The organism is Candidatus Binatus sp., assembly GCF_030646925.1.
Lineage (GTDB): Bacteria > Desulfobacterota > Binatia > Binatales > Binataceae > Binatus.
This window is the reverse complement of record NZ_JAUSKL010000125.1, coordinates 19,245-40,023: the sequence shown is the minus strand read 5'-3', so window position 1 is coordinate 40,023 and position 20,779 is coordinate 19,245. Positions and strand designations below refer to the sequence as shown.

The window sequence follows — 20,779 nt, the reverse complement described above, 5'->3', positions numbered from 1 at the left end:
ATGTCCAATTCGGATGCGCGAACGATTGCAGGCTTTGGCTACGAGTGGAGCCGATTCACGCAGCGCGAACTCGAAGCCGCGGAGCGCCGTGAACTATTCGAGCGCTATTTTGCGAATTTTCCGTGGGCGTCACTTCCCGAAAATGGCGGCGTCGGCGCTGATATCGGCTGCGGGAGCGGACGCTGGGCGATGCTGGTCGCGCCCAGGGTCGCCAGACTTCATCTGATCGATGCGAGCGCGGAGGCGCTCGAAGTCGCGCGGCTCAATCTGGCGGGAATCGAAAACGCCGATTTTCATCTCGCCAGCGTCGATTCGCTGCCGTTTCCCGACGAGTCGCTCGATTTCGCCTTCTCGCTTGGTGTGCTGCATCATCTGCCGGATACCGCGGCAGCGATTCGCGCCATCGCCGCCAAACTCAAGCGCGGCGCCCCGTTCCTGATCTACCTCTACTATGCCTTCGACAATCGGCCGTTGTGGTATCGCGCGACCTGGCAACTCTCGAACCTGTTGCGGCTCGGCATCGCGCGGCTTCCGGGGCCGCTTCGTTACGGACTGAGTCAACTGTTCGCCGGCGTCGTCTATTTTCCGCTGGCGCGGCTCGGCCGTTTGCTCGATCGATACCATCGTCTCCCCGCCAATTGGCCGCTCAGTTACTATCGCGACGCATCATTTTACGTTATGCGCACCGACGCCCTGGATCGATTCGGTACCCGTCTCGAGCGCCGCTTCACCCGCGCGGAAATCGCCGCGATGCTCGAGTCGGCCGGCTTCGAAAACGTCAGTTTTTCCGATTCGCCGCCGTATTGGTGCGCAGTTGCAATCAAGCGTGAATCCCCAGCGCAAGCCTGATCTACCGATCGTCGGCGCCAAGACGTCCGGCATGACCGCTCGATCGCCTTTGGTGCTGGAATCGAAAATTCGGCTTGGTTTGCGATCCCCGATGCTTTCTCAGGAGCGCCCTGTAGTGAAATTGCGTGTACTGCATCTGATAACCAACCTCACGACCGGCGGCGCCGAGATGATACTGCTCAAGCTATTGCAGCATCAGGACCGCGAGAAATTCGAGAGCGAAGTAGTTTCACTTCGCGAGCTTGGAACGATCGGTCCGAGAATCAAGGAACTCGGCGTGCCAGTCACGGCGCTTGGATTATCGAGTAATCCGACCTCGATCGTCGCTCTGTGGCAACTGCTGAAAATCTGTCGCGCGGGCAAATTCGATGTCATCCAGACCTGGATGTATCACGCAAATCTCGCAGGATTGGTCGCACTAGCGGCGGACCGCCGCGCGCGTCTCTGCTGGAGCGTCCACGCCGCCGGACTCGATTTCAATCCCTATCCGATGAGCTTCAAATTGATCTTCAGACTGCTCGCAGCCCTGTCGTCGGTCCCGTCCGCTACCGTTGTCTGCTCCGACGCATCGCGGCTGTGGCACGAGCATTTCGGCTATAGCCCCTCGCGCTGGAAGTACATACCCACTGGAGGCGACCTCGAGGCTTTCAGCCCGGACTGCGGTGCTCGCGAGCGCATCCGCCGGGAACTCGAAATCAATCAAAGCGATCCTGTGATTGGGCTCGTCTCGCGCGACAATCCGATGAAGGATCACCCGAATTTTCTGCGGGCATTCGCGCAACTCAAAAGCCGGATGCCGAGTCTGTGCGGAGTGCTGGCCGGCGCCGGCCTGACGCCGGACAATGAGCGGCTCACCGGCCTGGCCGGCAAATTGGGAATCTTGGACTCCATCCAGTTACTCGGCGAACGCCACGATGTCGCCGATCTGATGAACTCATTCGATTTGTTCTGCCTGCCTTCCTCCGATGGCGAGTCCTGTCCCAACGTTTTGATCGAGGCGATGTCCTGTGGCGTTCCGTGCGTCGCGACCGACGTGGGCGACTCGGGTTTCATCATTGGCAACAGCGGAGCAATTGTTCCGCCGCGCGACTCGGACGCGCTCGCGCAGGCCTGCGCGAAGCTGCTTAGTCTCGATGCGGAAGGGCGCCGTGCGCTGGGCTGCGCAGCGCGTCAACGGGTGATCGAGCGTTTTTCGCTGCCTGCCGTCGTCAACGCATACGAGCAACTTTACCTTGAACTTGCCAATGACCGGCGCTAATAGATACTCAGTCCGATTTGCCGATAGAATAGCCAGGAGCTTGACCGAATGACTATTCGCTATAGCCATACTTTTGCGCTGGCCATTCTTGTTTCACTAGTAACGATCGGGTACGCCTCCGCGGCCTGTCCGAAAATCCTGCTGTTCGGAATCGACCTGGCCGAGTCGGATCCTGAGCATTGGCAAAACTCAGGAGTCGATGGATTCTTTGTTCTGAACCTCGTTACCAACTGGCAGGATTCGGTTGGCGACGATGAGCATGGCCCAGCCTACGGTCGAGCAAGACAGTTCCAGATTGGCAACTCAAAGGTCGGTATCAGCGATAATTTTCTGCACATTTATGTGCACAACAATCGATGGCATGCGGCGGCGGTGAATCTGCTGAGCGATGCGCAGCTCAGGCAAATCGTCGGCGACTTTCGCGACGCAGCTCACCTCGCCCGGTACGCGGGCTTCAAAGGAATCTCGCTCGATCTCGAAGACCATCAAGGTCTTTGGTCGGCCGATCCGAATATTCCCGATAAGGGAGAACGTCTCTTCCAACTGGGTAAGCAGGTCGGCGCCGCCATCAAGGGCCAATTTCCCGCAGCCGCGCTAATCGTGATGCCGGAAGCTCTGATCCAGGCGCAGAATCCTGGGAACATCGAGGCGCGCAAGGAATACGAATTGAGCACCCGCTTCTGGGACGGGCTTGTGCAGGCGCATTTCCAGAGCCTTATCCTCGCGCCTGAGCGGTCTTACCTCTACGAACGTCCCGCTCTTATCCTCGAACAAACGCGCAATGCATACGCGCCAAATCTCGCACACAACGGCGTCGCTCCGGGCAGTGTGTCGGTCGCGTTGGGTCTGTGGCCAGTAGGCCGCTATGTAAGTCCAGAGAACTTCTCACTCGAATCGGCGCCGCGATTTACCGGTCGTTTGTCAATCGCGTACGGCACCGGTGAGCCGTACGTTTGGATCTATTCGGAAGGCAAAAATATCTGGCGCGATCGGCGCGCGAAGGCGTATCTCGATGCGATTCGACAGGTACGGGCATCGTGCGCGAACTACGCGCCTTAGAAACTTGCCCGGGTCCATCGCCGAGTTGCTGACATCACGACTCAACTCAGTTCCTTCTCTCACTCTGACAACTCGCCATTCCGCCAAGTCTTCGTGAAATCGCCGCGCCGCGAAAATACCAACTACAGCGTGATCCAACAATTGACGATGCCCGCTGACGATCAAACTAATGTTCCTTTTCGGCTCGAGACTGCGCGCGCCGCTGAACTGAACGGCGTCAAGCGAATGTTCAAAGCCGGTGCGTTCGTGATTGATGTCGGCGCGGGCGACGGGTATCAAGCTTCGCTGCTGAAATCTTGGGGCTGCGTCGTGCTACCGCTTGAGGTCGCGGTCCGGCCCGAAGCGGGATACTCCAATCTTGTTATCTACGACGGAACCGCAATCCCGGTGCGTTCCGGCGCGGCGGATGCGATCTTTTCGTCGAATGTGCTCGAGCATGTCACGCCTGCGGACCTGGATTTGCTACTGCCCGAGATCCGTCGCGTCCTTAATCCAGAAACGGGAATTTTCGTTTGCTTGCTGCCGTCGTCCGCCTGGCGATTCTGGACCAGCATAGCGCACTACGCATTTGCGGTTCGATATCTCGCCGGGCGCCGCGACGTCCTCGGTGGACGATCGCCCGATTTGCGTGACTCGATGCGAAAATCTGGAAAGCTCTACGCCTTTTCACGCGCCCTGTTCCCCGCCGCGCACGGCGCTGCGCCGACCTCGGTGCACGAGCTATTCCGTTTCCGCGCTCAGGTGTGGCGGCGAACATTTCGGAGGCATGGATTCGAAGTCGTCGGGCAGGGTGACAATGGCTTGTTCTATACCGGCTTCAGTCTCTTTCCTTCTATGGGAATCGAAACGCGCCGCCTCCTTGCGCGCTGGTTTGGCGCGTCGTGCCACGTATTCATATTGAGACCGCAGGAAAAGGCGCACGATCGAAAATCCTGTCAGTAACTTGCGACTGCACGGAGAACTTCCTGTGACCAACGACCCTAACGATCCGCTTCCGAACTTCTTCGTCGTTGGCGCCCCTCGCTCGGGCACGACATTACTGTATCGGGCTCTTTGTAATCACCCCGAAGTGTTCATGTGCCCGATCAAGGAGCCGAGTTACTTCTCCAAGGACATTGACTTCGAACAGTTGTATCCGGGCCTGCGCTTACCTGACGTCAAGGCGTTCATCGCGAGCGGAATGAAAAGCCAGTTACATCTAGCGCACGCCAAAGAATGGAATGACTACGTGCGGCTGTTTTCAAGAGCATCGAAGGCTCGCGCGATTGGCGAATGCAGTACCACTTATCTGGCATCGCAGTGTGCCGCCCGAGAAATAAAGTCATCCATTCCCGACGCCAGGATCATCATCCTTCTAAGAAATCCGGTCGAAAGGGCGTTTTCCGACTATCTGATGCATCTTAACCAGGGATTGATGCGCCGGCCATTCATCGAAGAGGCGCTGAATGGATACGCCGATTGCGCGGAATGGAACTTGCTCGGAAAAAGCCAGTACTACCAGCAGGTGAAGCGCTATTTTAGGGTTTTCGATCCAGCCCGGGTCAAAGTGATCCTGCACGAGGATCTGCAAAAGATGGATCGCGCGATCGACGGCGTCGCCGGGTTGCTCGGCCTCTCGGCCGGGATGGTCCCGCTGTCGGCGGCGAAGGTCAACGGCTCGATGACCCTACGGATGCCGAAGGTAAACCGGTTCGTCCAAAGGAGCGGCGCGAAGCGTCTGCTCACGGCCGTATTGCCGAAGCGCGCGATGATCTCGCTGAAACGATTGTACTACAGTTCCGATCCGGTGCGCCTCGATCCCGCCGACCGCGCGAAACTTCTTGAACTACTCAAGCCCGACATTGTCAAACTGGAAGATCTGATCCAAAGAGATCTCTCCGCGTGGAGATCGTCACCGGAAGAAGAAGATCGCGCGGAGCATCATGCTTAGTCTCAGAGCCAAAATTGCCGCCCGCCTGGGCTTGCGATGCAAAGAGCGCGGAGCGACAGTTGGTGGAAAGGTCCAACTCGGCGCGGGAGTTTTCGTCGGTCGCGGCAGCCGGATTGTTGCCGACTGAGGAGATAGAATCGAACTTGGCGACTATAGCTACGTCCTCCCCGGCGCGATGCTCCTTTCTTACGGCCGCAACGTCGGCATCCATCCGTACGTCATGATCTACGGTCACGGGGGCGCCGAAATCGGGGATGACATCCGTATTGCGACCTCCTGCGTCATCATCCCGGCCGCCCACGTTTACGTTGATCCTTCAATCCCGATCAGGCTGCAAGGTGTCACCCAGCAGGGAGTCAAGATCGAGAACGACGTGTGGCTTGGCGCACGCTTCACGGTGCTGGACGGAGTGACGATTGGACATGGATCGGTAATAGGCGCTGGATCGGTAGTGACCTGCAACGTTCCGCCGATGTCAATCGCAGTAGGAACTCCCGCGAGCGTCATCAAGACCCGGGGGGCCTCGAGGCGCCCGCGGCGGGTCGGCGAGTGATGCAACATTCGCTGCGGAGCCGCTTGCTATCCGGTGGATTCTGGGTGCTCACCGGCAGATTGACCGCTGCGGTCGCCGCGCTCGGCATCAGTGCATTCGTCGCGCGCCTGCTGACGCCGGCTCAAGCCGGCGCATACTACCTCGCTGCAAGCGTTGTCATCTTTGCGGCCCTCGTCGGAGGACTCGGACTTCCGCAGGCCGCGATGCGCATTATCGCCGACGCGCTTGGCCGCGATCTTCCCGGCCGGGCGCGCACGGCGATCGCCAATAGCCTCATCCTCGGTGTGAGCGGTGCGGTGCTGACCGCTTTCATCCTCGCGCTCCTGCTCCGCAACCTCGACGCGCGGATTTTTCATTCGACCTATCTGGCTAGTTACAGCGTTCTCATCGCAATCTGGGGCGCGACGGTGACCGGACAGACGCTGCTCGCGCAAATCTTCCGCGGGTTCCATGACATTCGGATAGCCTCACTGGTGGAAGGCTGGCTGGCGAACATATTGACGGCCGCGGCACTGATCGGCATTTGGCTCGCATACGGCCATTGCGAATTCAAAGCCGTGGTCGCGGTCCATTCGATAGCCGGCGTCATCGCTGTAGCGGCGGGAATCGTCTTGCTCAGGCCCAAGTTGGTGGGACTGATTGGGAGCGGCGGATCCTCGATCACCGAGTTGGTCCGCATTTCGGGCGCCTTACTGCTGGCGGCGATTGCGTTCGGTGGAACACCTCCCGTGTTGGTCTTCATCCTCGGAATCTTTCGCACCCAACAGGAGGTCGCACTCTACTCGACGGCGCTGTTCCTCGTAATGCCGATCGGAATGATGCTCGGACTGGTCAACGGCGTCGTCCCGCCGTTGATAGCAGAGCTGTACGCGCGGAGAGAATTCGCTCAACTTGATCGGATGCTGCGGGGATCGGCTGCCGTCGCAGGCTTGCCGGCGCTGCTGATTTTGGGCGTCTTGATCGTTTTCGGGCGCTCGATCCTTGCGGCGATCTATGGTCCCTATTACTCCAACGCGGCCAGCGTCCTCGCCCTGCTCGGGATCGGCGAGTGCGCCAACGTGATCAGCGGTTCGTGCGGCGCCACGCTCATGATGACCGGCAATCACCGGCTGATGGCGAGCATCACGATCATTTCCGGCTTGTTATCGGTCATCCTGGGCGCGGCGCTGGCGCGCGATTTCGGCGCGAACGGAATAGCGTTCGCCTACATGGTCAATCTGATCCTGTCGAACGTTATGATGGTATTTGGCGCGCACATGTCGACCGGGATTTGGACCCACGCAAGCTTCAGCCGGGCGTTCGAACTCGCGCGAAGCGATCTCGACGGCTTTGCGGCGCCTCGCAGCGGCCTCGAGGATATCAACTAATTTCGAGGCTCGGAGAACCGAGATGGCAATCGACGCGGCATCGGGCGATAAGGCTGGCGAACAATATTGGAATCGAGTCTGGCAGAATACTGCGCCCTCCAGCGGGCGCCTGTCGAATCACGTCAATCGCGCGATCTGCGACTATCTGAGGAAGCGCGTCTTCACCCAGCCGACCCGCGGCCTGCGGCTGCTGGAACTCGGTTGCGCCAATAGTTCGATGCTTCCGTTGTTCGCCCGTGAATTCGGTTTCGAGGTCGCGGGAATCGACCGCTCCCCGACCGGATGCGAACAAGCATCCGAAGTGCTCCGCGATGCAAGCATCGCCGGCGACATCGTATGCGGAGATTTCTTCGAGCCTCCCGACAGACTGCTCGGCGCCTACGATGTCGTCTGGTCATTCGGCGTCATCGAACACTTCCACGACACCGCGGGCGTAGTAAGTTCCTTCGTTCGCTATCTGCGGCCCGGCGGTTGGCTGCTGACCATGGTCCCCAACATGGCAGGCTCGGTCGGCGCCGTTCTCGCCCTGCTGAATCGCCCCGTTTACGACATCCACGTGATACTCGACCGGGAAGCGGTTCTTCGCGCGCACCAAGCCGCCGGCCTCGAGGTAATCGATTGCGAATATTTTCTCTCGACCAATTACGGCGTCTGTCTCGCGCTCGGCGGCATCGAACCCGGCTCATTCGAATATCGCCTCAAGAAATCGATTATCCTCGCGCTGGTCGGAACCTCTGTTGCCATCTGGTCAATCGAGGACTTCCTCGATCGGCGAATACCTCCCAACCGCCTGACCTCGCCCTACATAGTCTGTGCGACCCGCCTCGCCTCCTGAGTAACAGCGTTCCCTGTTACTTCCCCGCCCGTTCGCCCGCCCCTAGCTCACTTCTCGAACATAGTCGCCCGTCAGAAAAATAGCCCGGTGCGGAGCGACGCGCCGTTCGTGGAGCGGTTGCGCGTGTAACCCTCGCCTCTCGGCGGCATCTCAACTTGCAATCCTTTCAATCCCGTTCATCGGTCCCTACCAAATCGACGCATACTATCTGACTGTCAGAACTTCTCCTTGAATGGCCTGACTTCCAGCTCCATCGTCCATGCGCTCGGATGCTGATGCGCCAGATGCCAGTAGGTGTCGGCGATCGCGTCGGGCTCTAGCTGGTCTTCATCCTTGAGGTTTGGGATGCGCCGCCCCGGGATGTTGATCGAGCCGTCCACGTTGATCCAGGCGACATGGATGCCCTTAGGGCCTAAGTCGCGCGCGAGTGACTGGGCCAGTCCGCGCAACGCAAACTTCGCCGGTCCGAACGCGATCGATTTGGGCCCCGCCTTCACTCCCGCGGTCGCGCCAGTGAACAGGATCACGCCGCGGCCGCGCGCGATCATCTCCGGCACCACCTCCTTGGCGCTGACGAATGCTCCGTAAGCGCCGACCCGCCACGCATCCTCGTATTGCTCGGGCGTGACTTCGTTGATCGTACCCCATTTTCCGCCGCCCGCGTTGTACACGAGCACATCGGGCGCGCCCAACCGCTCGCGAATCGACTTGAATGCCGCCGCGATCTGCGCACGATCGCCAAGGTCGGCCGGCGCTTCGATCACTTCGCCGCCCGCCGCCGCGATCTCTTCCGCCAGCGAATGCAGGTATTTTTCGTTCCGCGCGTTGATCGCGACTGCATAGCCCTTCGCGAATCTGCGCGCGAGCGAGGCGCCCAGGCCGGGTCCGACTCCGAGTATCACCGCAACGCGATCGTTTTTGGATTCTTTCGCCATGGCTGCTTCTCCATCGTGGTTCAAGGAATCAATAGTAGCTTTCCCACCGACCGCCGCGATTCCAGGAATCGAAGCGCCTCGACCGCCTCGCTCAGCGCGAATCGCTGTCCGATCGGCACCGTCAATCGCCCCTCGCGCGCGAGCCTGAATACGTCGTCCACGCCGCGCTGATGAATTTCATGCATCGCATAAACCATCGGTACTACGAAACCGCTCACCTTCAACGATTTGGCGAACAGCATCATCATCGGATTGATCGGATCGGGCGGACCCCCGGCGCTGCCGTACAGGATCAGATGCCCGAACGGCGCGAGGCACTTGAGGCCGTTGCCGAAAGTCGGCTTGCCGACCGCATCGAGGATCAGATCGACGCCGCGACCGCCGCCTAGCCGCATCGATTCTTCCGCGAAGTCGTGCGTCGCATAGTTGATCACTTCGTCGGCGCCGTACCTGCGCACGAAATCGATCTTGTGGTCCGCGGACACCGTGCCGATCACGCGCGCGCCCGCCGCCTTTGCGATTTGCACCGCCGCGATTCCGACGCCGCCCGCTGCCGAATGTACGATCACGGTCTCTCCCGCGTCGATGCGATGACAAGTGTGCAGCAGATGCCACGCCGTCAGCACCGCGATCGGAAATGCCGCCGCCTGCTCGAAATCCATAAAGTCGGGAATCGCCATCACGCGCGATGGCCGGATCCTCGTGTACTCCGCGTATGCGCCCATCCCGATGTACGCGACGCGCATGCCCGGAGTCAGACCTTTGACGTCCGGCGCGACCTCCTCGATCACTCCCGCCGCTTCCATCCCGGGAGTATCGGGAAACGCCGGCTTCACCAGATATTGCCCGCGAATAAAAAACGTGTCGCCGTAGTTCAGCGCGATCACCTGATTCTTCACCAGCACGGTCCCCGGGCGCAGCTCGGGCCGCGGGATCTCGCGCAATTGCATCACTTCGGGACCGCCAAGCCGCTCAAACTGAATCGCCTTCATCGCATTGCCTCGCTGACAAACTTATCCGATCGAGTTCAGACGCGCAGGACAACGCTTCGTAACCAAGATCGCTCATTAATGCTCTTTAAGATTGTTTTGGGCGCGCGACCCTACTGATTGTGGATGCCGAGCCAGCGCCGGCGATCCTCGACGATCGGGCGGCGGCTCTTCAGCAGCGTATAGGCCTCGTCGAGCGACATCGCACGCCGCGTCTTGAGAAACCATGCGATTACGAGCGGCGCCCGCTCGCATCCTTCCTCGCAATGCACGAGCACTCGACGCCCTTCGGCGAGCGCGCGATCGATCAACTCGGCGGTGCTGTCGAGCGATTCGATTCCGCGCGCCAGGATCGGCATATGGATCGCGTGCGGCGGCTCGCCGTCCGGGACGTCGGGCAGCACGCTGATAATCGTGCCGTCGAATCTTTGCGCATCCTGCAGATCGCCGACGAACAAATTCGCGATGACTTCAGTTTCACCACAGCTCGCGGCCATACACTGCGCAATAGATCAACTATACTTTCGAATCAACTGACTATCTGAAGTGATTACTACTCAACTACTAACTATACTTCCGGACTAGCTATATTTCCGGACTAACTATACTTCCGATCTTGCCACCACGGAAAATACGGCGGCATGTCTTTCGAAATCTTGTCTGGAAACTTCGCCGGCCGCTTCTCCAGAAACGACGTGACTCCTTCCTTGACGTCAGCCGACGCGCCGCGGGAGAAAATTCCGCGGCTGTCGATTTTGTGCGCTTCCATCGGATGGTCCGCGCCGAGTGTCTTCCAGAACATCTGGCGGATCAGCGCCACCGCCACCTGCGACGTGTTGTCCGCAATTTCGCGCGCGAGCGCCCGCGCCGAGGGAAGCAATTGATCGGGCGCGCACACCTTGCTGACGAGTCGTCCTTGCAGCGCCTCCTCTGCGGAAAACACGCGGCCCGAAAACGCCCACTCGAGCGCCTGCGAGATTCCTACGATCCGCGGCAGAAACCAGCTCGAGCAAGCCTCCGGCACGATCCCGCGCCGCGAGAACACGAAGCCGAAGCGCGCATTCTCCGACGCGATTCGCACGTCCATCGCGAGTTGCATCGTCACGCCCACGCCGACCGCGGGTCCGTTGACCGCGGCGATCACCGGCTTCAGGCTCTCGAAAATCCGCAGCGTCAATCGCCCGCCGCCGTCGCGCACCGCGTCATTGCTCCAATCGACGCTGCCGTCGGGCCTGATCGCGGTCTGCCGCTCCGGACGATCCGGCCGCGTCGCATCGAACGTATTCGCACCCGCCGACAAGTCGGCGCCGGCACAGAATCCGCGCCCGGCGCCCGTCACGATTATCGCGCGGATATTGTCGTCCGCGTCGGCCTTGTCGAACGCATCGATCATCTCGTTCATCATCTGGCCCGTGAACGCATTCAACTTCTCCGGGCGATTGAGCGTAATCGTCAGGATATTGTCCGCGACCTCGTAGATGATCTGCTCATAGGCCATCTGAATCTCTCCTCGAAATGAAACTCGCGATCACTGATTGGCGACCTCGAGTTCGATGCGATTCGCATACTTCTTGATCGCTTCTTCGCGCAGCTTCGGAATGTGCTGCGACGGGAACAGGCCGTCAGTCGCCTTGTAGTCGCGCAACACCTGCCGCGCGACCGTGATCTTGTGTACTTCGGTCGGACCGTCGGCGAGTCCCATGTGGAAGCTCTGGATGACCTGCTCGACGAACGGCATCTCGTTGGTCGCGCCGAGCGATCCATGCAGATAGAGCGCGCGCGATGCGACGTCGTGAAACACTTTCGGCATCAGCGCCTTGACCGCCGCGATGTCCTTGCGCACTTTCATATAATCCTTGTAGCGATCGACCTTCCACGCCGTGCGCAGCACCAGCAGGCGGAACTGCTCGATCTCCATCCACGAGTCCGCGATCTTTTCCTGCACCATCTGCTTGTCGGCCAGCTTCGATCCCTGCGTCGTGCGCGATAGCACCCGCTCGCACATCATGTCGAAAGCGCGGCGCACTTGTCCGATCGTGCGCATCGCATGATGGATGCGTCCGCCGCCAAGCCGCGTCTGCGCGACCGCGAACGCGCCGCCACGAGGCCCGAGCATGTGATCTTTCGGCACCATCACATCCGAATATCGGATGTAGGCGTGGCTGCCCTCGCGTTCGTTCATGCCGACCGCCAGGTTCTTCAGAATCTTCACCCCCGGCGTCTCGCTCGGCACGATAAACATCGACATCCGCTTGTAAATCGGCGCGTCGGGATCCGTCACCGCCATCACGATCAGAAACGACGCCAGATGCGCGTTCGACGAGAACCACTTCTCGCCGTTGATGACCCAGTTGTCGCCTTTCATTTCGGCTTTGGTCGTGAACACTTTCGGATCGGCGCCGCCCTGCGGCTCGGTCATCGAAAATGCAGACACGATCTCATTGTCGAGCAGCGGCTGCAGAAAGCGCTTTTTCTGTTCGGGCGTGCCGTAATGAGCAAGGATTTCGCCATTGCCCGAATCGGGCGCCTGGCATCCAAACACGATCGGCGCATACGCCGCACCGCCGAGCAACTCATTCAAGAGTCCGAGCTTGACCTGGCCGTAGCCGGGACCGCCGAGCTCAGGCCCGAGATGACACGCCCACAGCTTGCGCTTCTTCACTTCGGCCTGCAGCGGACGCACCAGCGCGTTGCGCTTCGGATTGCGCACGTCGTACGGATGACAATCGAGCACGTACTGCAGCGGCTCGACTTCCTCGCGCACGAACTTGTCAGCCCAATCGAGTTCCTTCTGATATTCGGGGTCGGTTTCAAAATCCCAACTCATGTTCGTTCCTCCATCGATACTGCGATCCTGTGATTGCGCCCGGGACCCTGCGGTGCAAACAGGACGCGGGTGGATTGTCGCCAATAGCCGGCGGTTTTACCAGAGCAGCGCGTCGCGCAGCCCCCAGCTATGGAATCGGCGCCGCAAGCCAAGCAAGATTAAGTCAATGCATTACTCTTGCGAATCAGCCGAATGAAACTGTCAGTCGTCGATCAATCGCCAGTCCCGGCCGGATTCACCGCCGCGGATGCGCTCAACAACACGATCGATCTCGCAAAATTGTGCGATCGCCTCGGCTACCAGCGCTACTGGATCGCCGAGCATCATGCGACCGGCGCGTTCGCGAGCCCCGCGCCGGAAATCATGATCGCCCGCGTCGCCGCCGAGACGCGCCATATCCGCGTCGGCTCGGGTGGCGTGATGCTTCCGCACTACAGCCCGATGAAGGTCGCGGAGACCTTCCGGATGCTGCATGCGCTCTATCCGGGTCGAATCGATCTCGGCATCGGGCGCGCGCCCGGCGGCAGTCCGCTCGATACTTACGCATTGCGGCGCGATCGCGAGAGCCAGTCCACCACTGATGACTTCCCGCGGCAGTTGCTCGAACTGATCGCTTTTCTGAATCAGAGCTTTCGTCCCGATCACGCCTTCAGCCGCATCCATCTTTCGCCCGCGATGCCCGGTCATCCTGAAATCTGGATGCTTGGTTCGAGCATGTGGAGCGCGGACGCCGCCGCCCAACTCGGATTGCCTTACAGCTTCGCGCATTTCATCGATCCGAATCCGACCCGCAAAGCGATCGAGTACTATCGCTCGCACTTCAAGCCTTCTAATGAGCTATCGAAGCCGGTCGCGGCGCTCGGAATAGGTGCTATCTGCGCGGATACCGACGATGAAGCGCAGCGGCTTGCGTCGAGCGTCCGGATGTTCGTGCGCAATGCGCGCCGCGGCGATCGCGGACCTATCCCCACGCCTGAGTCGGCGCTCGCCGAACTAAGCAGCACTCCGCTGGATCCCGATCCTATGTTTCGCGAGACCGGCGAATGGCCGCGCTCCTTGATCGGCACCGCCGATACGGTGCGCGATCAACTGATTGATATAGCAAGCGTGCTAGGTGTCGAAGAAGCTATGATCGTGACTGTGGTGCACGATCACCAAGCGCGCCTCCACTCCTATCAATTGCTCGCCTCCGCCTTCCACCTGAAACCTCGCCCCTGAAAGTCCGTTCAGCCTTCAAGCTATCGCCGCTCGTGAAGTGGCGCGCCACCAAGTTCTCTGCCGGGCGGCATGTGACGAGGAAGGTGGAGAGGCTGGCCCCGGCCCTTGAACAGGCCGGGGCTTTCAGCAGAAGTCAAAATCACAGGCCTCCGATACTCTTAAACGTGTCGACCCAATCGAGCGAGCGCGTGGCGCCCAGAAAGAAGCGGCGAAACGTGTCGTCTGCCAGTCGTCGCATGGCCTTGCCGCGAGACGTCTTTATTTGCAACACGACCGCTTGGTATTCGCGAAGGTTCAACGGATCATCGACGGGCCTTTTCATCAAATCCGCCAACTTGTCGAGAACGCCATCCAGAACTTTGGGATTGTTATTGTTGCGAACGTAACCGCATGCCGCGACGAACCCGATTAGGAAGGTGATGCTGTTTGAGAGGATGTAACGACTACCGACTTCTTGCGCGTATATCCTCATAATGGCGGGATGAAATTCCGCCATTATCCTCTTGAGCGTCGTGACGGTGTCCTCGATATCCCCAACCTCATCAAGGTCCGCCTGACTTTCGAGATACCGATCAGCTTCCGTCCCCGCCGCAATCTGGCAATTGCCAGTCACAAATGCCTCCGTTGCGAGGACAAGTTGAGCCGCCGAGAAGTCCTGCGCTGGCTTCGTCTGCCCCGGCAACTTGTCTGTATCCAGCCAGAGCTTGACCTCGGCCCGACGCTCGATCTCCTCGATCAGAGGTCGGCGCATAATCTCAAGCTGGATGGGCAGGCTCATCCGACGCTGGCCGGTGTTAAACGTCACCATGTAGTGAAGCAATCCGCCGAGGTCGATGTTGTAGAAAACTTCGTACCTGATAGCACGCGAGAGAAGTTCCTCAGTGGCGGTCTTTGCGTCGCCCTTCTTGGCAACAACATCTGCAAAATGGACCCGCCAAATTTCCTCAGGGACAAGACCCTGTTCAACTGATTTCTCGCGCAAATAAACCAGCAGGATCGCTATGCACATGCAGTAGAGGCGCTGAAGACCGTCGACTATAGAGTATCGAATGTCTCCGTTGGCCAAGGTCTCTGCCTTTCCGTTAGTGCTGCGAAGAAGAGCGGCCACCTTCGATTCCGGTATCACTGCACCCTCGATAAAGTCTCTGATCAGTCTGCGATAGATAGAATCGTTCAGGTGATCGAAGGGCGGGCGCTGCGACAGATTGTCCACAACCGAAACTCGCTGTAAGTAGTACGCGAGCGGTTCCTTGACCTTCCCAATAAATGCTCCTTTTTTGGGATCGATGTCTGGTTCGAGTTCGATCAGCTTGATGGGCGGTGGTGGCTTCAAAATCGCGCCGAAGCCATTCGCGATCAACTCCTCCGTCAGCCCGCAGAGGCGCGTTCGGAGCAACGTGGACCGTTCTTCCTTAGTCGGTGGCTTGATTTTTTCTACCTTTCGTCTTCGAGCTTTCGGCCTCCTTTCCGCCGTGGGAGCCATGGCCGCGAGTCCAGTCGTTTCGATTTCTTGGGTATCCATAAAACTCTCCTACTTTGGCCGCTTTGTGTGGCGGCGTTTTGATGGGCTAGTTAATAATATAATGAGGCTCCATAGTCAAGAGCCTGTACTATATTCTGAGCCGGTTAGATTATGGAGCCTGTTGATTTGGAGAGCCTGCGAGTTGGGCCAATATCGGCAACCGATTGGATACCCGAACAGCTGGGATCGTTTCGAGCGGTTCCGAGTACCACGACTCGGATGGAGACTAAAGCCGTTGCTCCACGATCGCCACGCCGACTAGCACTCCGACGCCGACGTCCAATCCGGCAGGGCCGTTTGAGCAGTATTTTCCAGCGCTCGATTGATAGAGTGGCAACGGCAGCAGAAGCATCCGCATCCCGCGCCGTGCGGGCAACGTCTAGCGGCGCTGGCGGAGATCGCGGAGCGGGCGCGTGTTCAGCACGTCGGACGGCTCGATCCATCCGCGGCGCGCCTGCGCGAGGCCCAACTCGATTAGATCGAAGCCATTGCTCGAATGCGCATCGGTCGAGATGACCAGCTTGACGCCCGCATGCTTCGCCGCCATGCACGCCGTATCGACCAGGTCGAGCCGATCGGGCTGCGAATTGACTTCGAGCGCGCATCCTTCTCCACGTGCCGCGCGGAGCACCTCGCCAAAATCGAAAGTGCTTTCGTCGCGCTTGTCGATCAGCCGGCCGGTCGGATGCCCAATCACATCGACATGCCGATTCCTGATCGCCTTGATCAACCGCTGCGTCATCTCCGGCGCCGGCTGATTCAGCTTTGAATGCACCGACGCGACCACCCAATCGAGTTCCGCCAGCACTTCGTCGGGCAAATCGAGCGAGCCGTCATCCAGGATATCCACCTCGATACCACGCAGCAGCTTGATTCCGCTGAGGCCCGTCTGCACCGTCTCGATTTCGCGCCATTGTTCGCGCAAGCGCGCGGGGTCGAGTCCATGCACCATCGCGAGGCGCTGCGAATGATCGGTCACCGCGAAGTACTCGAGGCCGGCTTTTTTCGCCGCGCGCGCCATCTCTTCGATCGACGCGCGGCCGTCGGTGTAGGTCGAATGCGTATGCAGGTCGCCGCGCAAGTCCGATCGCTCGATTAGCCGCGGCAATCGATTCTCGAGCGCTGCCTCGACTTCGCCGCGATCCTCGCGCATCTCCGGCGGTATCCACGCCATCCCGAGTTTCGCGTAAACCTCCTCCTCGGTGCGCCCGGCGATCGATTTGCCCGCCCGCATCAGCCCGTACTCGTTGAGCGACAGCCGCATCTTCTGCGCGATTCTCCGAATGTGGATGCAATGCGCCTGCGAGCCGGTGAAGTAGATCAGCGCCGCGCCGTAACTCTCAGCGGGCAGGACGCGCACGTCCACCTGCAAGCCGTCGTTGAGCACGAGCGTGGTCTTGGTATCGCCGCTGCCGAGCGTCTTCGCGGCGCGCGGATATTGAAGCACCCAGTTGGTGACCTCGGACGGCGACGACGCGGTCGCCAGGATGTCCAGGTCGCCGACCGTGTCGCGCCTCCTACGAAAACTTCCCGCAGCTTCGGCGCGCTCGACCGCTTTGCATCGGCGGAGATGCTTCAGCATCGCGTCGACTTCGACCGCGGCGTCGGCATAGAGCCATCGCTTGGGCTTGGTTTGATGCTCCCGATTCAGATGCTCGAGCAGCTTCTCTTCCATCTTCGGCCCGAGACCGCGAATCGTGCGCAACGCCCCCGCTTCGACCGCAACTTTGAGTTGCGCCAAATCCTCGATGCCCAATTCACGGGTTATCTGCATCACGCGCTTGGGCCCGAGCCCCGGCAGACGCATCAGCGCGAGCACGCCCGGCGGAACCTTCGCACTAAGCTCGCGATGAAGCGCGAGTTCGCCGGTGCTCGCCAGCGTCGCGATTTTCGCGGAGAGGTCTTTGCCGATGCCGGCGACCGCGGACATCTTGTCGAGGCTGAGTTCCGCGAAATTCGCGGGGTAGTCCAGGACTGCGCGCGCCGCGTTGCGATAAGCTCGCACGCGGAAGAAATTCGCGCCGGTGATTTCGAGCATGTCGGCAATTTCGCTCAGCACGCGGCCGATCTCGCTGTTCTGCATGGAATTCCTGCGGGCGTCTCCTCGAAGCGACTGCCTGCATCATAGATCGATCCGTCGAATGCGTCGAAATGATCGGCGGCCGCGGCGGGAACTACGATCGATCAAACGAAGCGGAGCGGTGGCTGAAAAAGAGGATGGCCGGGCTACTGAGGGGAGATCGCGGGTGGGGGCCAACGATCAAGCAGCCCGGCCTTGCTTGGGGAGACAGGCGCTGTTGATTCTCGGGGGAGGAGTTTTCAGCAGCGCTGGTCTAAGTCAAAGCAACATTTATGCCCTCGAAAAATTCAACCAAATCGAGGCAAGCCAGTTCAAAATCCTTCTCATTTTGCGATGCCGAGCGCGTGCAATCGCTCCAATCGGGCCATAACCGGGCGAAAATGTTTGGTTTTTGCAAGATGCAGCCGCATACTATCGATGCTGCGACGTTTCGCTTATTGCGTCGTGATTTGTTCGATGCAGGGCGGCGGCTGCGCAGCCGATCCAGGCGACTCGTCGCAGCGGCTTTTCGTCGAATCGGCCGGCGACGCGATTCTGCGCCGATTCCGGGCACTTGGTTGAGAGAGAATCGCGGGTATGTTAATCCCTTGAGGCACGGGGCGTAGCGCAGCCTGGCAGCGCACCTGCCTTGGGAGCAGGGGGTCGGCCGTTCAAATCGGCTCGCCCCGATTCGCGCCAGTAGCTCAGGTGGAAAGAGCAGCGGCCTTCTAAGCCGCGGGTCAGGGGTTCGAATCCCTTCTGGCGCGCCATGCAAGGAATTTTCCGGGCCCGCTTTGAGGGCCGACGAATCGGATAGCGAATCGGATAGGATAGGGAACGAGGCCGGAGCAATTTTTCGAATGACGATGGTGGGTGTAGCTCAGTTGGTAGAGCGCCGGATTGTGGATCCGGTGGTCGAGGGTTCAAATCCCTTCACTCACCCCAGATATCCTGCTACGTAGAACATCCTTCGACGGTGGGCCGTTAGCTCAGTTGGTAGAGCAGCTGACTCTTAATCAGCGGGTCTCCGGTTCGAGCCCGGAACGGCCCACCAAAAACCCGCAAGACTCGTGGTCTGAGCGATCACCTCGTTGGATTAGCCGGCCGCGAGATCTCTACCGCGCTGTGGGGCGAGCCATTGGCGGGCGGTATCGCGAGCGACTCTCGAATGCTCGCCAGTGGTGCGCGATTCAGGCAGGTATCTTGAGCTATTTCATCAAGAGGGAGGGTTCTTAACCGCTTGTCGAACCCTGTCCTCGACATCTACCATCTCTGAAATCTGGTTTTGAATACTCGCTCGTTCGCGACGGTTGAAAACGCCTGCTGCCATTATCGTCTTTACGCCGACCAGAAACATCTGAGCTATGGTTTTCAGGAAAGTGACATCCTGTGTTGTTAGGCGCCCGGGCGAGGCTGCCAACCGATCGCTTAAGAGCGAACCTATGCTGGTGCTCATGGTGTATGGATTTACTACCGATTTAAGATCGTCGAATATAAGCAGCTGCGAGATTCGATGAAATTGCTGATCGAAGATCTGCCGCGACACCGTAGGTATACTGACGTCGATTCTGTCGAAATCCGGACTGCCCCGAGATTCGGCAAATGCCCTAAGAGCGATGTAGTTACCAAGCATCTCGAAAGCCACCGCGCGGGCACCGCCGCGCATCGCGCTTTTGCGTTCGCTTCGCTGCGCCTGCAGTACGAAAAGCCCGCCTACAATCGCACCGATGAGTGCAGACGCCGCCACTACGGAGTTCGAGAAAAAGGGATTGGATGCAAGTTGAGGTGGCATGTGCGACTGGCTCGTCGTTGGTCCCGATTATCAAAAGCAGGTACAGGGTACCAGTGTCGCGACCTGGCGGCGGAGTCCTGTTCGCGGAGTGATTCTGGACCGATGGCGGCGGATGGCTTCGCTTCGCTTGCTTAGGAGCGGCCCAGTTATACTATTCGGATTCGAAATCCCGGATGTACTGTTTGCCATCTCCGCGCGCCCTCGCATCGTCGTCGCGGCGCCCGGCGGCGCGACGGAATCTCATTTCCGTAAAAACCCACTGTTTTTGTCAATATCGGCAAAAATAGCGTCGGCGGTGTCGGCCACATGCACAGCTGAGAACGTCGACACCGTTGAGAACGTCGACATCGTCCAGGCCAGCAACAATTCGGAGTGCTCGGGATATTTTGATTCCAAGCTGGGATCCGGCGGAAGCTTTAATATTTGACGGATGTATGCTGCCGAATTTTGGTCGGTTCCGAGCGAGTATATTCGAGATACGGCGGACCCCTTGCCTTGATCTATATCAACCGAAAGAAGGTGGACACAAAAAACGAACTTGTTCACTGCTTGAACCAATTCGAATCCATTCGATCCTCTGATTTTCTCCTTTAGTTGGGAGCATACGCGTGTTCCTACGATGTCTTCGGCACCGCAGTCGACAAAAACTTTAACGCGTGAACTTCCAGTTGACCATGCGGTTCCGAAACTAAAGAACACGATTATCGTTCCCAACAACAGCGAGATCTTGGCTTTCATATTTTTGTTCCTTCAGAGCGGACCAATGTTCCGACTTCCAGTCTCATGGGGCAAGAGTCCCATTCGGCGTGCCGCCGCCCCTGGGCGTGACGAGAGCGACGGATTTATTTTGCGAGGCACGTTCATGTCGGTGTTAACAGACCGCCTCTCTACGGGCAATTCGTGGCCGCAGACCACAGCCTCGTACATGCACGGGATTGTTCACACGCTGCCGACTCCAAGCATTTAATCTGGGTTTAGCGGTCGCGGTTCGGCCCTTTGGGCCTTGCTCTTTCTAGTTGGGACTCTGACAATCGAACTGATGAGACCTTACAGGTTTCTTTTCGATGAGTGCGTAAGAGACGCGGCTGAATATTTCCCGAAAGCTCGAGTTATCTCCCGCGCCAATATAAAACTTAAGGACGGGGCATCCGACGAGGCGGTCGTAGAGGCCGCATACAAGGCAGAAGCGATTATTGTCACCGCCAACGGCAAAGACTTCATCAGGATCATGGACCGATTTCTGAAGAAGCAGATGGTGAAGTTTTGTCGAGACCTTAACGGACTTGTCGTAATACCGAACCCGATCCAGCAGCACGTCTTGCGGCGCGCGGCTGAGCGAATGACTTTCGACGGGGAGAAGATCACGTGGTACGACGTGTGGCGTCGCGACCTTTACGTGAAAATCTCCCCGCAGGGAATACCGCGAGTGGTCCGCTTTCGGCGTTGCTATTATTGCGAGAAGCACGAATCCACGTGAACCAAATCGCTGCCAAGCGACTGCCGATCACGACCGAAGGGGGCCGATCTACGTTCCGGTTCGAGCCCGGAACGGCCCACCAAACACATCTGGCACATAGCCGCGGTAC

General features: G+C 59.1%; 19 protein-coding genes and 4 tRNA genes. 14 read left to right on the top strand and 9 right to left on the bottom strand.

Features of this window, described 5'->3' with window-relative positions; translation table 11 throughout:
* From Q7S58_RS21875 to Q7S58_RS21840, 8 genes are all read left to right on the top strand, one after another.
* Complete coding sequence (locus tag Q7S58_RS21875; protein ID WP_304831018.1) at positions 1 to 849, top strand: class I SAM-dependent methyltransferase; 849 nt, start codon at positions 1 to 3, stop codon at positions 847 to 849.
* 115 nt (positions 850 to 964) lie between these two features.
* Entirely contained in the window at positions 965 to 2,107 is a 1,143-nt protein-coding gene (locus tag Q7S58_RS21870; RefSeq protein WP_304831016.1) for a glycosyltransferase, read from the top strand.
* 48 nt (positions 2,108 to 2,155) lie between these two features.
* Positions 2,156 to 3,166, top strand: coding sequence for a hypothetical protein (locus Q7S58_RS21865; protein ID WP_304831014.1), 1,011 nt, complete (start codon positions 2,156 to 2,158; stop codon positions 3,164 to 3,166).
* Positions 3,167 to 3,313: 147 nt separating this feature from the next.
* A complete protein-coding gene (locus Q7S58_RS21860; RefSeq protein WP_304831012.1) occupies positions 3,314 to 4,108 on the top strand; it encodes a bifunctional 2-polyprenyl-6-hydroxyphenol methylase/3-demethylubiquinol 3-O-methyltransferase UbiG in 795 nt (264 codons plus the stop codon).
* A 25-nt stretch (positions 4,109 to 4,133) separates the two neighbouring features.
* Positions 4,134 to 5,096 (top strand): sulfotransferase, encoded by a 963-nt coding sequence (locus tag Q7S58_RS21855; protein ID WP_304831010.1) that lies wholly within the window; start codon positions 4,134 to 4,136, stop codon positions 5,094 to 5,096.
* A gap of 175 nt (positions 5,097 to 5,271) precedes the next feature.
* Positions 5,272 to 5,649, top strand: a complete 378-nt coding sequence (locus tag Q7S58_RS21850) for an acyltransferase (protein WP_304831008.1) — start codon at positions 5,272 to 5,274, stop codon at positions 5,647 to 5,649.
* On the top strand, positions 5,649 to 7,016 hold the full coding sequence (locus tag Q7S58_RS21845; RefSeq protein WP_304831006.1) for an oligosaccharide flippase family protein: 1,368 nt from the start codon (positions 5,649 to 5,651) through the stop codon (positions 7,014 to 7,016). The genes Q7S58_RS21850 and Q7S58_RS21845 overlap by 1 nt, the downstream gene beginning before the upstream one ends.
* 22 nt (positions 7,017 to 7,038) lie before the next feature.
* Positions 7,039 to 7,851, top strand: a complete 813-nt coding sequence (locus tag Q7S58_RS21840; protein ID WP_304831004.1) for a bifunctional 2-polyprenyl-6-hydroxyphenol methylase/3-demethylubiquinol 3-O-methyltransferase UbiG — start codon at positions 7,039 to 7,041, stop codon at positions 7,849 to 7,851.
* A 215-nt stretch (positions 7,852 to 8,066) separates the two neighbouring features.
* Here the strand turns inward: Q7S58_RS21840 and Q7S58_RS21835 are convergent, their stop codons facing one another.
* The 5 genes from Q7S58_RS21835 to Q7S58_RS21815 form a co-directional block, all read right to left on the bottom strand.
* Complete coding sequence (locus Q7S58_RS21835; RefSeq protein WP_304831002.1) at positions 8,067 to 8,786, bottom strand: SDR family NAD(P)-dependent oxidoreductase; 720 nt, start codon at positions 8,784 to 8,786, stop codon at positions 8,067 to 8,069.
* Between the two features lie 20 nt (positions 8,787 to 8,806).
* The gene (locus Q7S58_RS21830) at positions 8,807 to 9,778 is read right to left on the bottom strand and encodes a quinone oxidoreductase (protein ID WP_304831000.1); all 972 of its coding nucleotides are present in this window, start codon (positions 9,776 to 9,778) and stop codon (positions 8,807 to 8,809) included.
* A gap of 110 nt (positions 9,779 to 9,888) precedes the next feature.
* Positions 9,889 to 10,272, bottom strand: coding sequence for a dual specificity protein phosphatase (locus Q7S58_RS21825; RefSeq protein ID WP_304830998.1), 384 nt, complete (start codon positions 10,270 to 10,272; stop codon positions 9,889 to 9,891).
* 101 nt (positions 10,273 to 10,373) lie between these two features.
* Positions 10,374 to 11,273, bottom strand: coding sequence for a crotonase/enoyl-CoA hydratase family protein (locus Q7S58_RS21820; protein WP_304830996.1), 900 nt, complete (start codon positions 11,271 to 11,273; stop codon positions 10,374 to 10,376).
* Positions 11,274 to 11,303: 30 nt separating this feature from the next.
* Positions 11,304 to 12,602 (bottom strand): acyl-CoA dehydrogenase family protein, encoded by a 1,299-nt coding sequence (locus Q7S58_RS21815; RefSeq protein ID WP_304830994.1) that lies wholly within the window; start codon positions 12,600 to 12,602, stop codon positions 11,304 to 11,306.
* A 192-nt stretch (positions 12,603 to 12,794) separates the two neighbouring features.
* Between Q7S58_RS21815 and Q7S58_RS21810 the strand changes: the two genes are divergently transcribed.
* Positions 12,795 to 13,820, top strand: coding sequence for an LLM class flavin-dependent oxidoreductase (locus Q7S58_RS21810; RefSeq protein ID WP_304830992.1), 1,026 nt, complete (start codon positions 12,795 to 12,797; stop codon positions 13,818 to 13,820).
* Positions 13,821 to 13,959: 139 nt separating this feature from the next.
* Here Q7S58_RS21810 and Q7S58_RS21805 read toward each other — a convergent pair whose 3' ends face one another.
* Together Q7S58_RS21805 and polX are read right to left on the bottom strand one after the other, a co-directional pair.
* Positions 13,960 to 15,342 (bottom strand): hypothetical protein, encoded by a 1,383-nt coding sequence (locus Q7S58_RS21805; protein ID WP_304830990.1) that lies wholly within the window; start codon positions 15,340 to 15,342, stop codon positions 13,960 to 13,962.
* Positions 15,343 to 15,721: 379 nt separating this feature from the next.
* Positions 15,722 to 17,425: a DNA polymerase/3'-5' exonuclease PolX gene (polX, locus tag Q7S58_RS21800; RefSeq protein WP_304830988.1), complete on the bottom strand. Its 1,704-nt coding sequence runs from the start codon at positions 17,423 to 17,425 to the stop codon at positions 15,722 to 15,724.
* Positions 17,426 to 18,017: 592 nt separating this feature from the next.
* On the opposite strand from polX, the gene Q7S58_RS21795 reads away from it, so the two are divergent.
* The 4 genes from Q7S58_RS21795 (at position 18,018) to Q7S58_RS21780 (ending at position 18,455) form a co-directional block, all read left to right on the top strand.
* A tRNA-Pro gene (locus Q7S58_RS21795) sits at positions 18,018 to 18,091 on the top strand.
* Between the two features lie 3 nt (positions 18,092 to 18,094).
* Positions 18,095 to 18,171 (top strand) — tRNA-Arg (locus tag Q7S58_RS21790).
* A gap of 99 nt (positions 18,172 to 18,270) precedes the next feature.
* Positions 18,271 to 18,346, top strand: a tRNA-His gene (locus tag Q7S58_RS21785).
* A 33-nt stretch (positions 18,347 to 18,379) separates the two neighbouring features.
* Positions 18,380 to 18,455, top strand: a tRNA-Lys gene (locus tag Q7S58_RS21780).
* Positions 18,456 to 18,617: 162 nt separating this feature from the next.
* Here Q7S58_RS21780 and Q7S58_RS21775 read toward each other — a convergent pair.
* Positions 18,618 to 19,193, bottom strand: a complete 576-nt coding sequence (locus tag Q7S58_RS21775; protein ID WP_304830986.1) for a hypothetical protein — start codon at positions 19,191 to 19,193, stop codon at positions 18,618 to 18,620.
* 240 nt (positions 19,194 to 19,433) lie between these two features.
* Positions 19,434 to 19,931: a hypothetical protein gene (locus Q7S58_RS21770; protein WP_304830984.1), complete on the bottom strand. Its 498-nt coding sequence runs from the start codon at positions 19,929 to 19,931 to the stop codon at positions 19,434 to 19,436.
* A gap of 301 nt (positions 19,932 to 20,232) precedes the next feature.
* On the opposite strand from Q7S58_RS21770, the gene Q7S58_RS22400 reads away from it, so the two are divergent.
* Positions 20,233 to 20,670 (top strand): DUF5615 family PIN-like protein, encoded by a 438-nt coding sequence (locus tag Q7S58_RS22400; RefSeq protein ID WP_370655575.1) that lies wholly within the window; start codon positions 20,233 to 20,235, stop codon positions 20,668 to 20,670.
* Positions 20,671 to 20,779: the final 109 nt, after the last annotated feature.

Bases quoted from the DNA above. Each gene is read 5' to 3' on its own strand.
- Q7S58_RS21865 (WP_304831014.1), top strand. From the start codon at position 2,156: ATGACTATTCGCTATAGCCATACTTTTGCGCTGGCCATTCTTGTTTCA.
- Q7S58_RS21820 (WP_304830996.1), bottom strand. From the start codon at position 11,273: ATGGCCTATGAGCAGATCATCTACGAGGTCGCGGACAATATCCTGACG.
- Q7S58_RS21810 (WP_304830992.1), top strand. From the start codon at position 12,795: ATGAAACTGTCAGTCGTCGATCAATCGCCAGTCCCGGCCGGATTCACC.
- Q7S58_RS21835 (WP_304831002.1), bottom strand. From the start codon at position 8,786: ATGGCGAAAGAATCCAAAAACGATCGCGTTGCGGTGATACTCGGAGTC.
- Q7S58_RS21845 (WP_304831006.1), top strand. From the start codon at position 5,649: ATGCAACATTCGCTGCGGAGCCGCTTGCTATCCGGTGGATTCTGGGTG.
- Q7S58_RS21875 (WP_304831018.1), top strand. From the start codon at position 1: ATGTCCAATTCGGATGCGCGAACGATTGCAGGCTTTGGCTACGAGTGG.
- Q7S58_RS21860 (WP_304831012.1), top strand. From the start codon at position 3,314: ATGCCCGCTGACGATCAAACTAATGTTCCTTTTCGGCTCGAGACTGCG.
- Q7S58_RS21825 (WP_304830998.1), bottom strand. From the start codon at position 10,272: ATGGCCGCGAGCTGTGGTGAAACTGAAGTCATCGCGAATTTGTTCGTC.
- polX (WP_304830988.1), bottom strand. From the start codon at position 17,425: ATGCAGAACAGCGAGATCGGCCGCGTGCTGAGCGAAATTGCCGACATG.
- Q7S58_RS22400 (WP_370655575.1), top strand. From the start codon at position 20,233: ATGAGACCTTACAGGTTTCTTTTCGATGAGTGCGTAAGAGACGCGGCT.
- Q7S58_RS21770 (WP_304830984.1), bottom strand. From the start codon at position 19,931: ATGAAAGCCAAGATCTCGCTGTTGTTGGGAACGATAATCGTGTTCTTT.
- Q7S58_RS21830 (WP_304831000.1), bottom strand. From the start codon at position 9,778: ATGAAGGCGATTCAGTTTGAGCGGCTTGGCGGTCCCGAAGTGATGCAA.
- Q7S58_RS21840 (WP_304831004.1), top strand. From the start codon at position 7,039: ATGGCAATCGACGCGGCATCGGGCGATAAGGCTGGCGAACAATATTGG.
- Q7S58_RS21850 (WP_304831008.1), top strand. From the start codon at position 5,272: ATGCTCCTTTCTTACGGCCGCAACGTCGGCATCCATCCGTACGTCATG.
- Q7S58_RS21775 (WP_304830986.1), bottom strand. From the start codon at position 19,193: ATGCCACCTCAACTTGCATCCAATCCCTTTTTCTCGAACTCCGTAGTG.
- Q7S58_RS21815 (WP_304830994.1), bottom strand. From the start codon at position 12,602: ATGAGTTGGGATTTTGAAACCGACCCCGAATATCAGAAGGAACTCGAT.
- Q7S58_RS21805 (WP_304830990.1), bottom strand. From the start codon at position 15,342: ATGGATACCCAAGAAATCGAAACGACTGGACTCGCGGCCATGGCTCCC.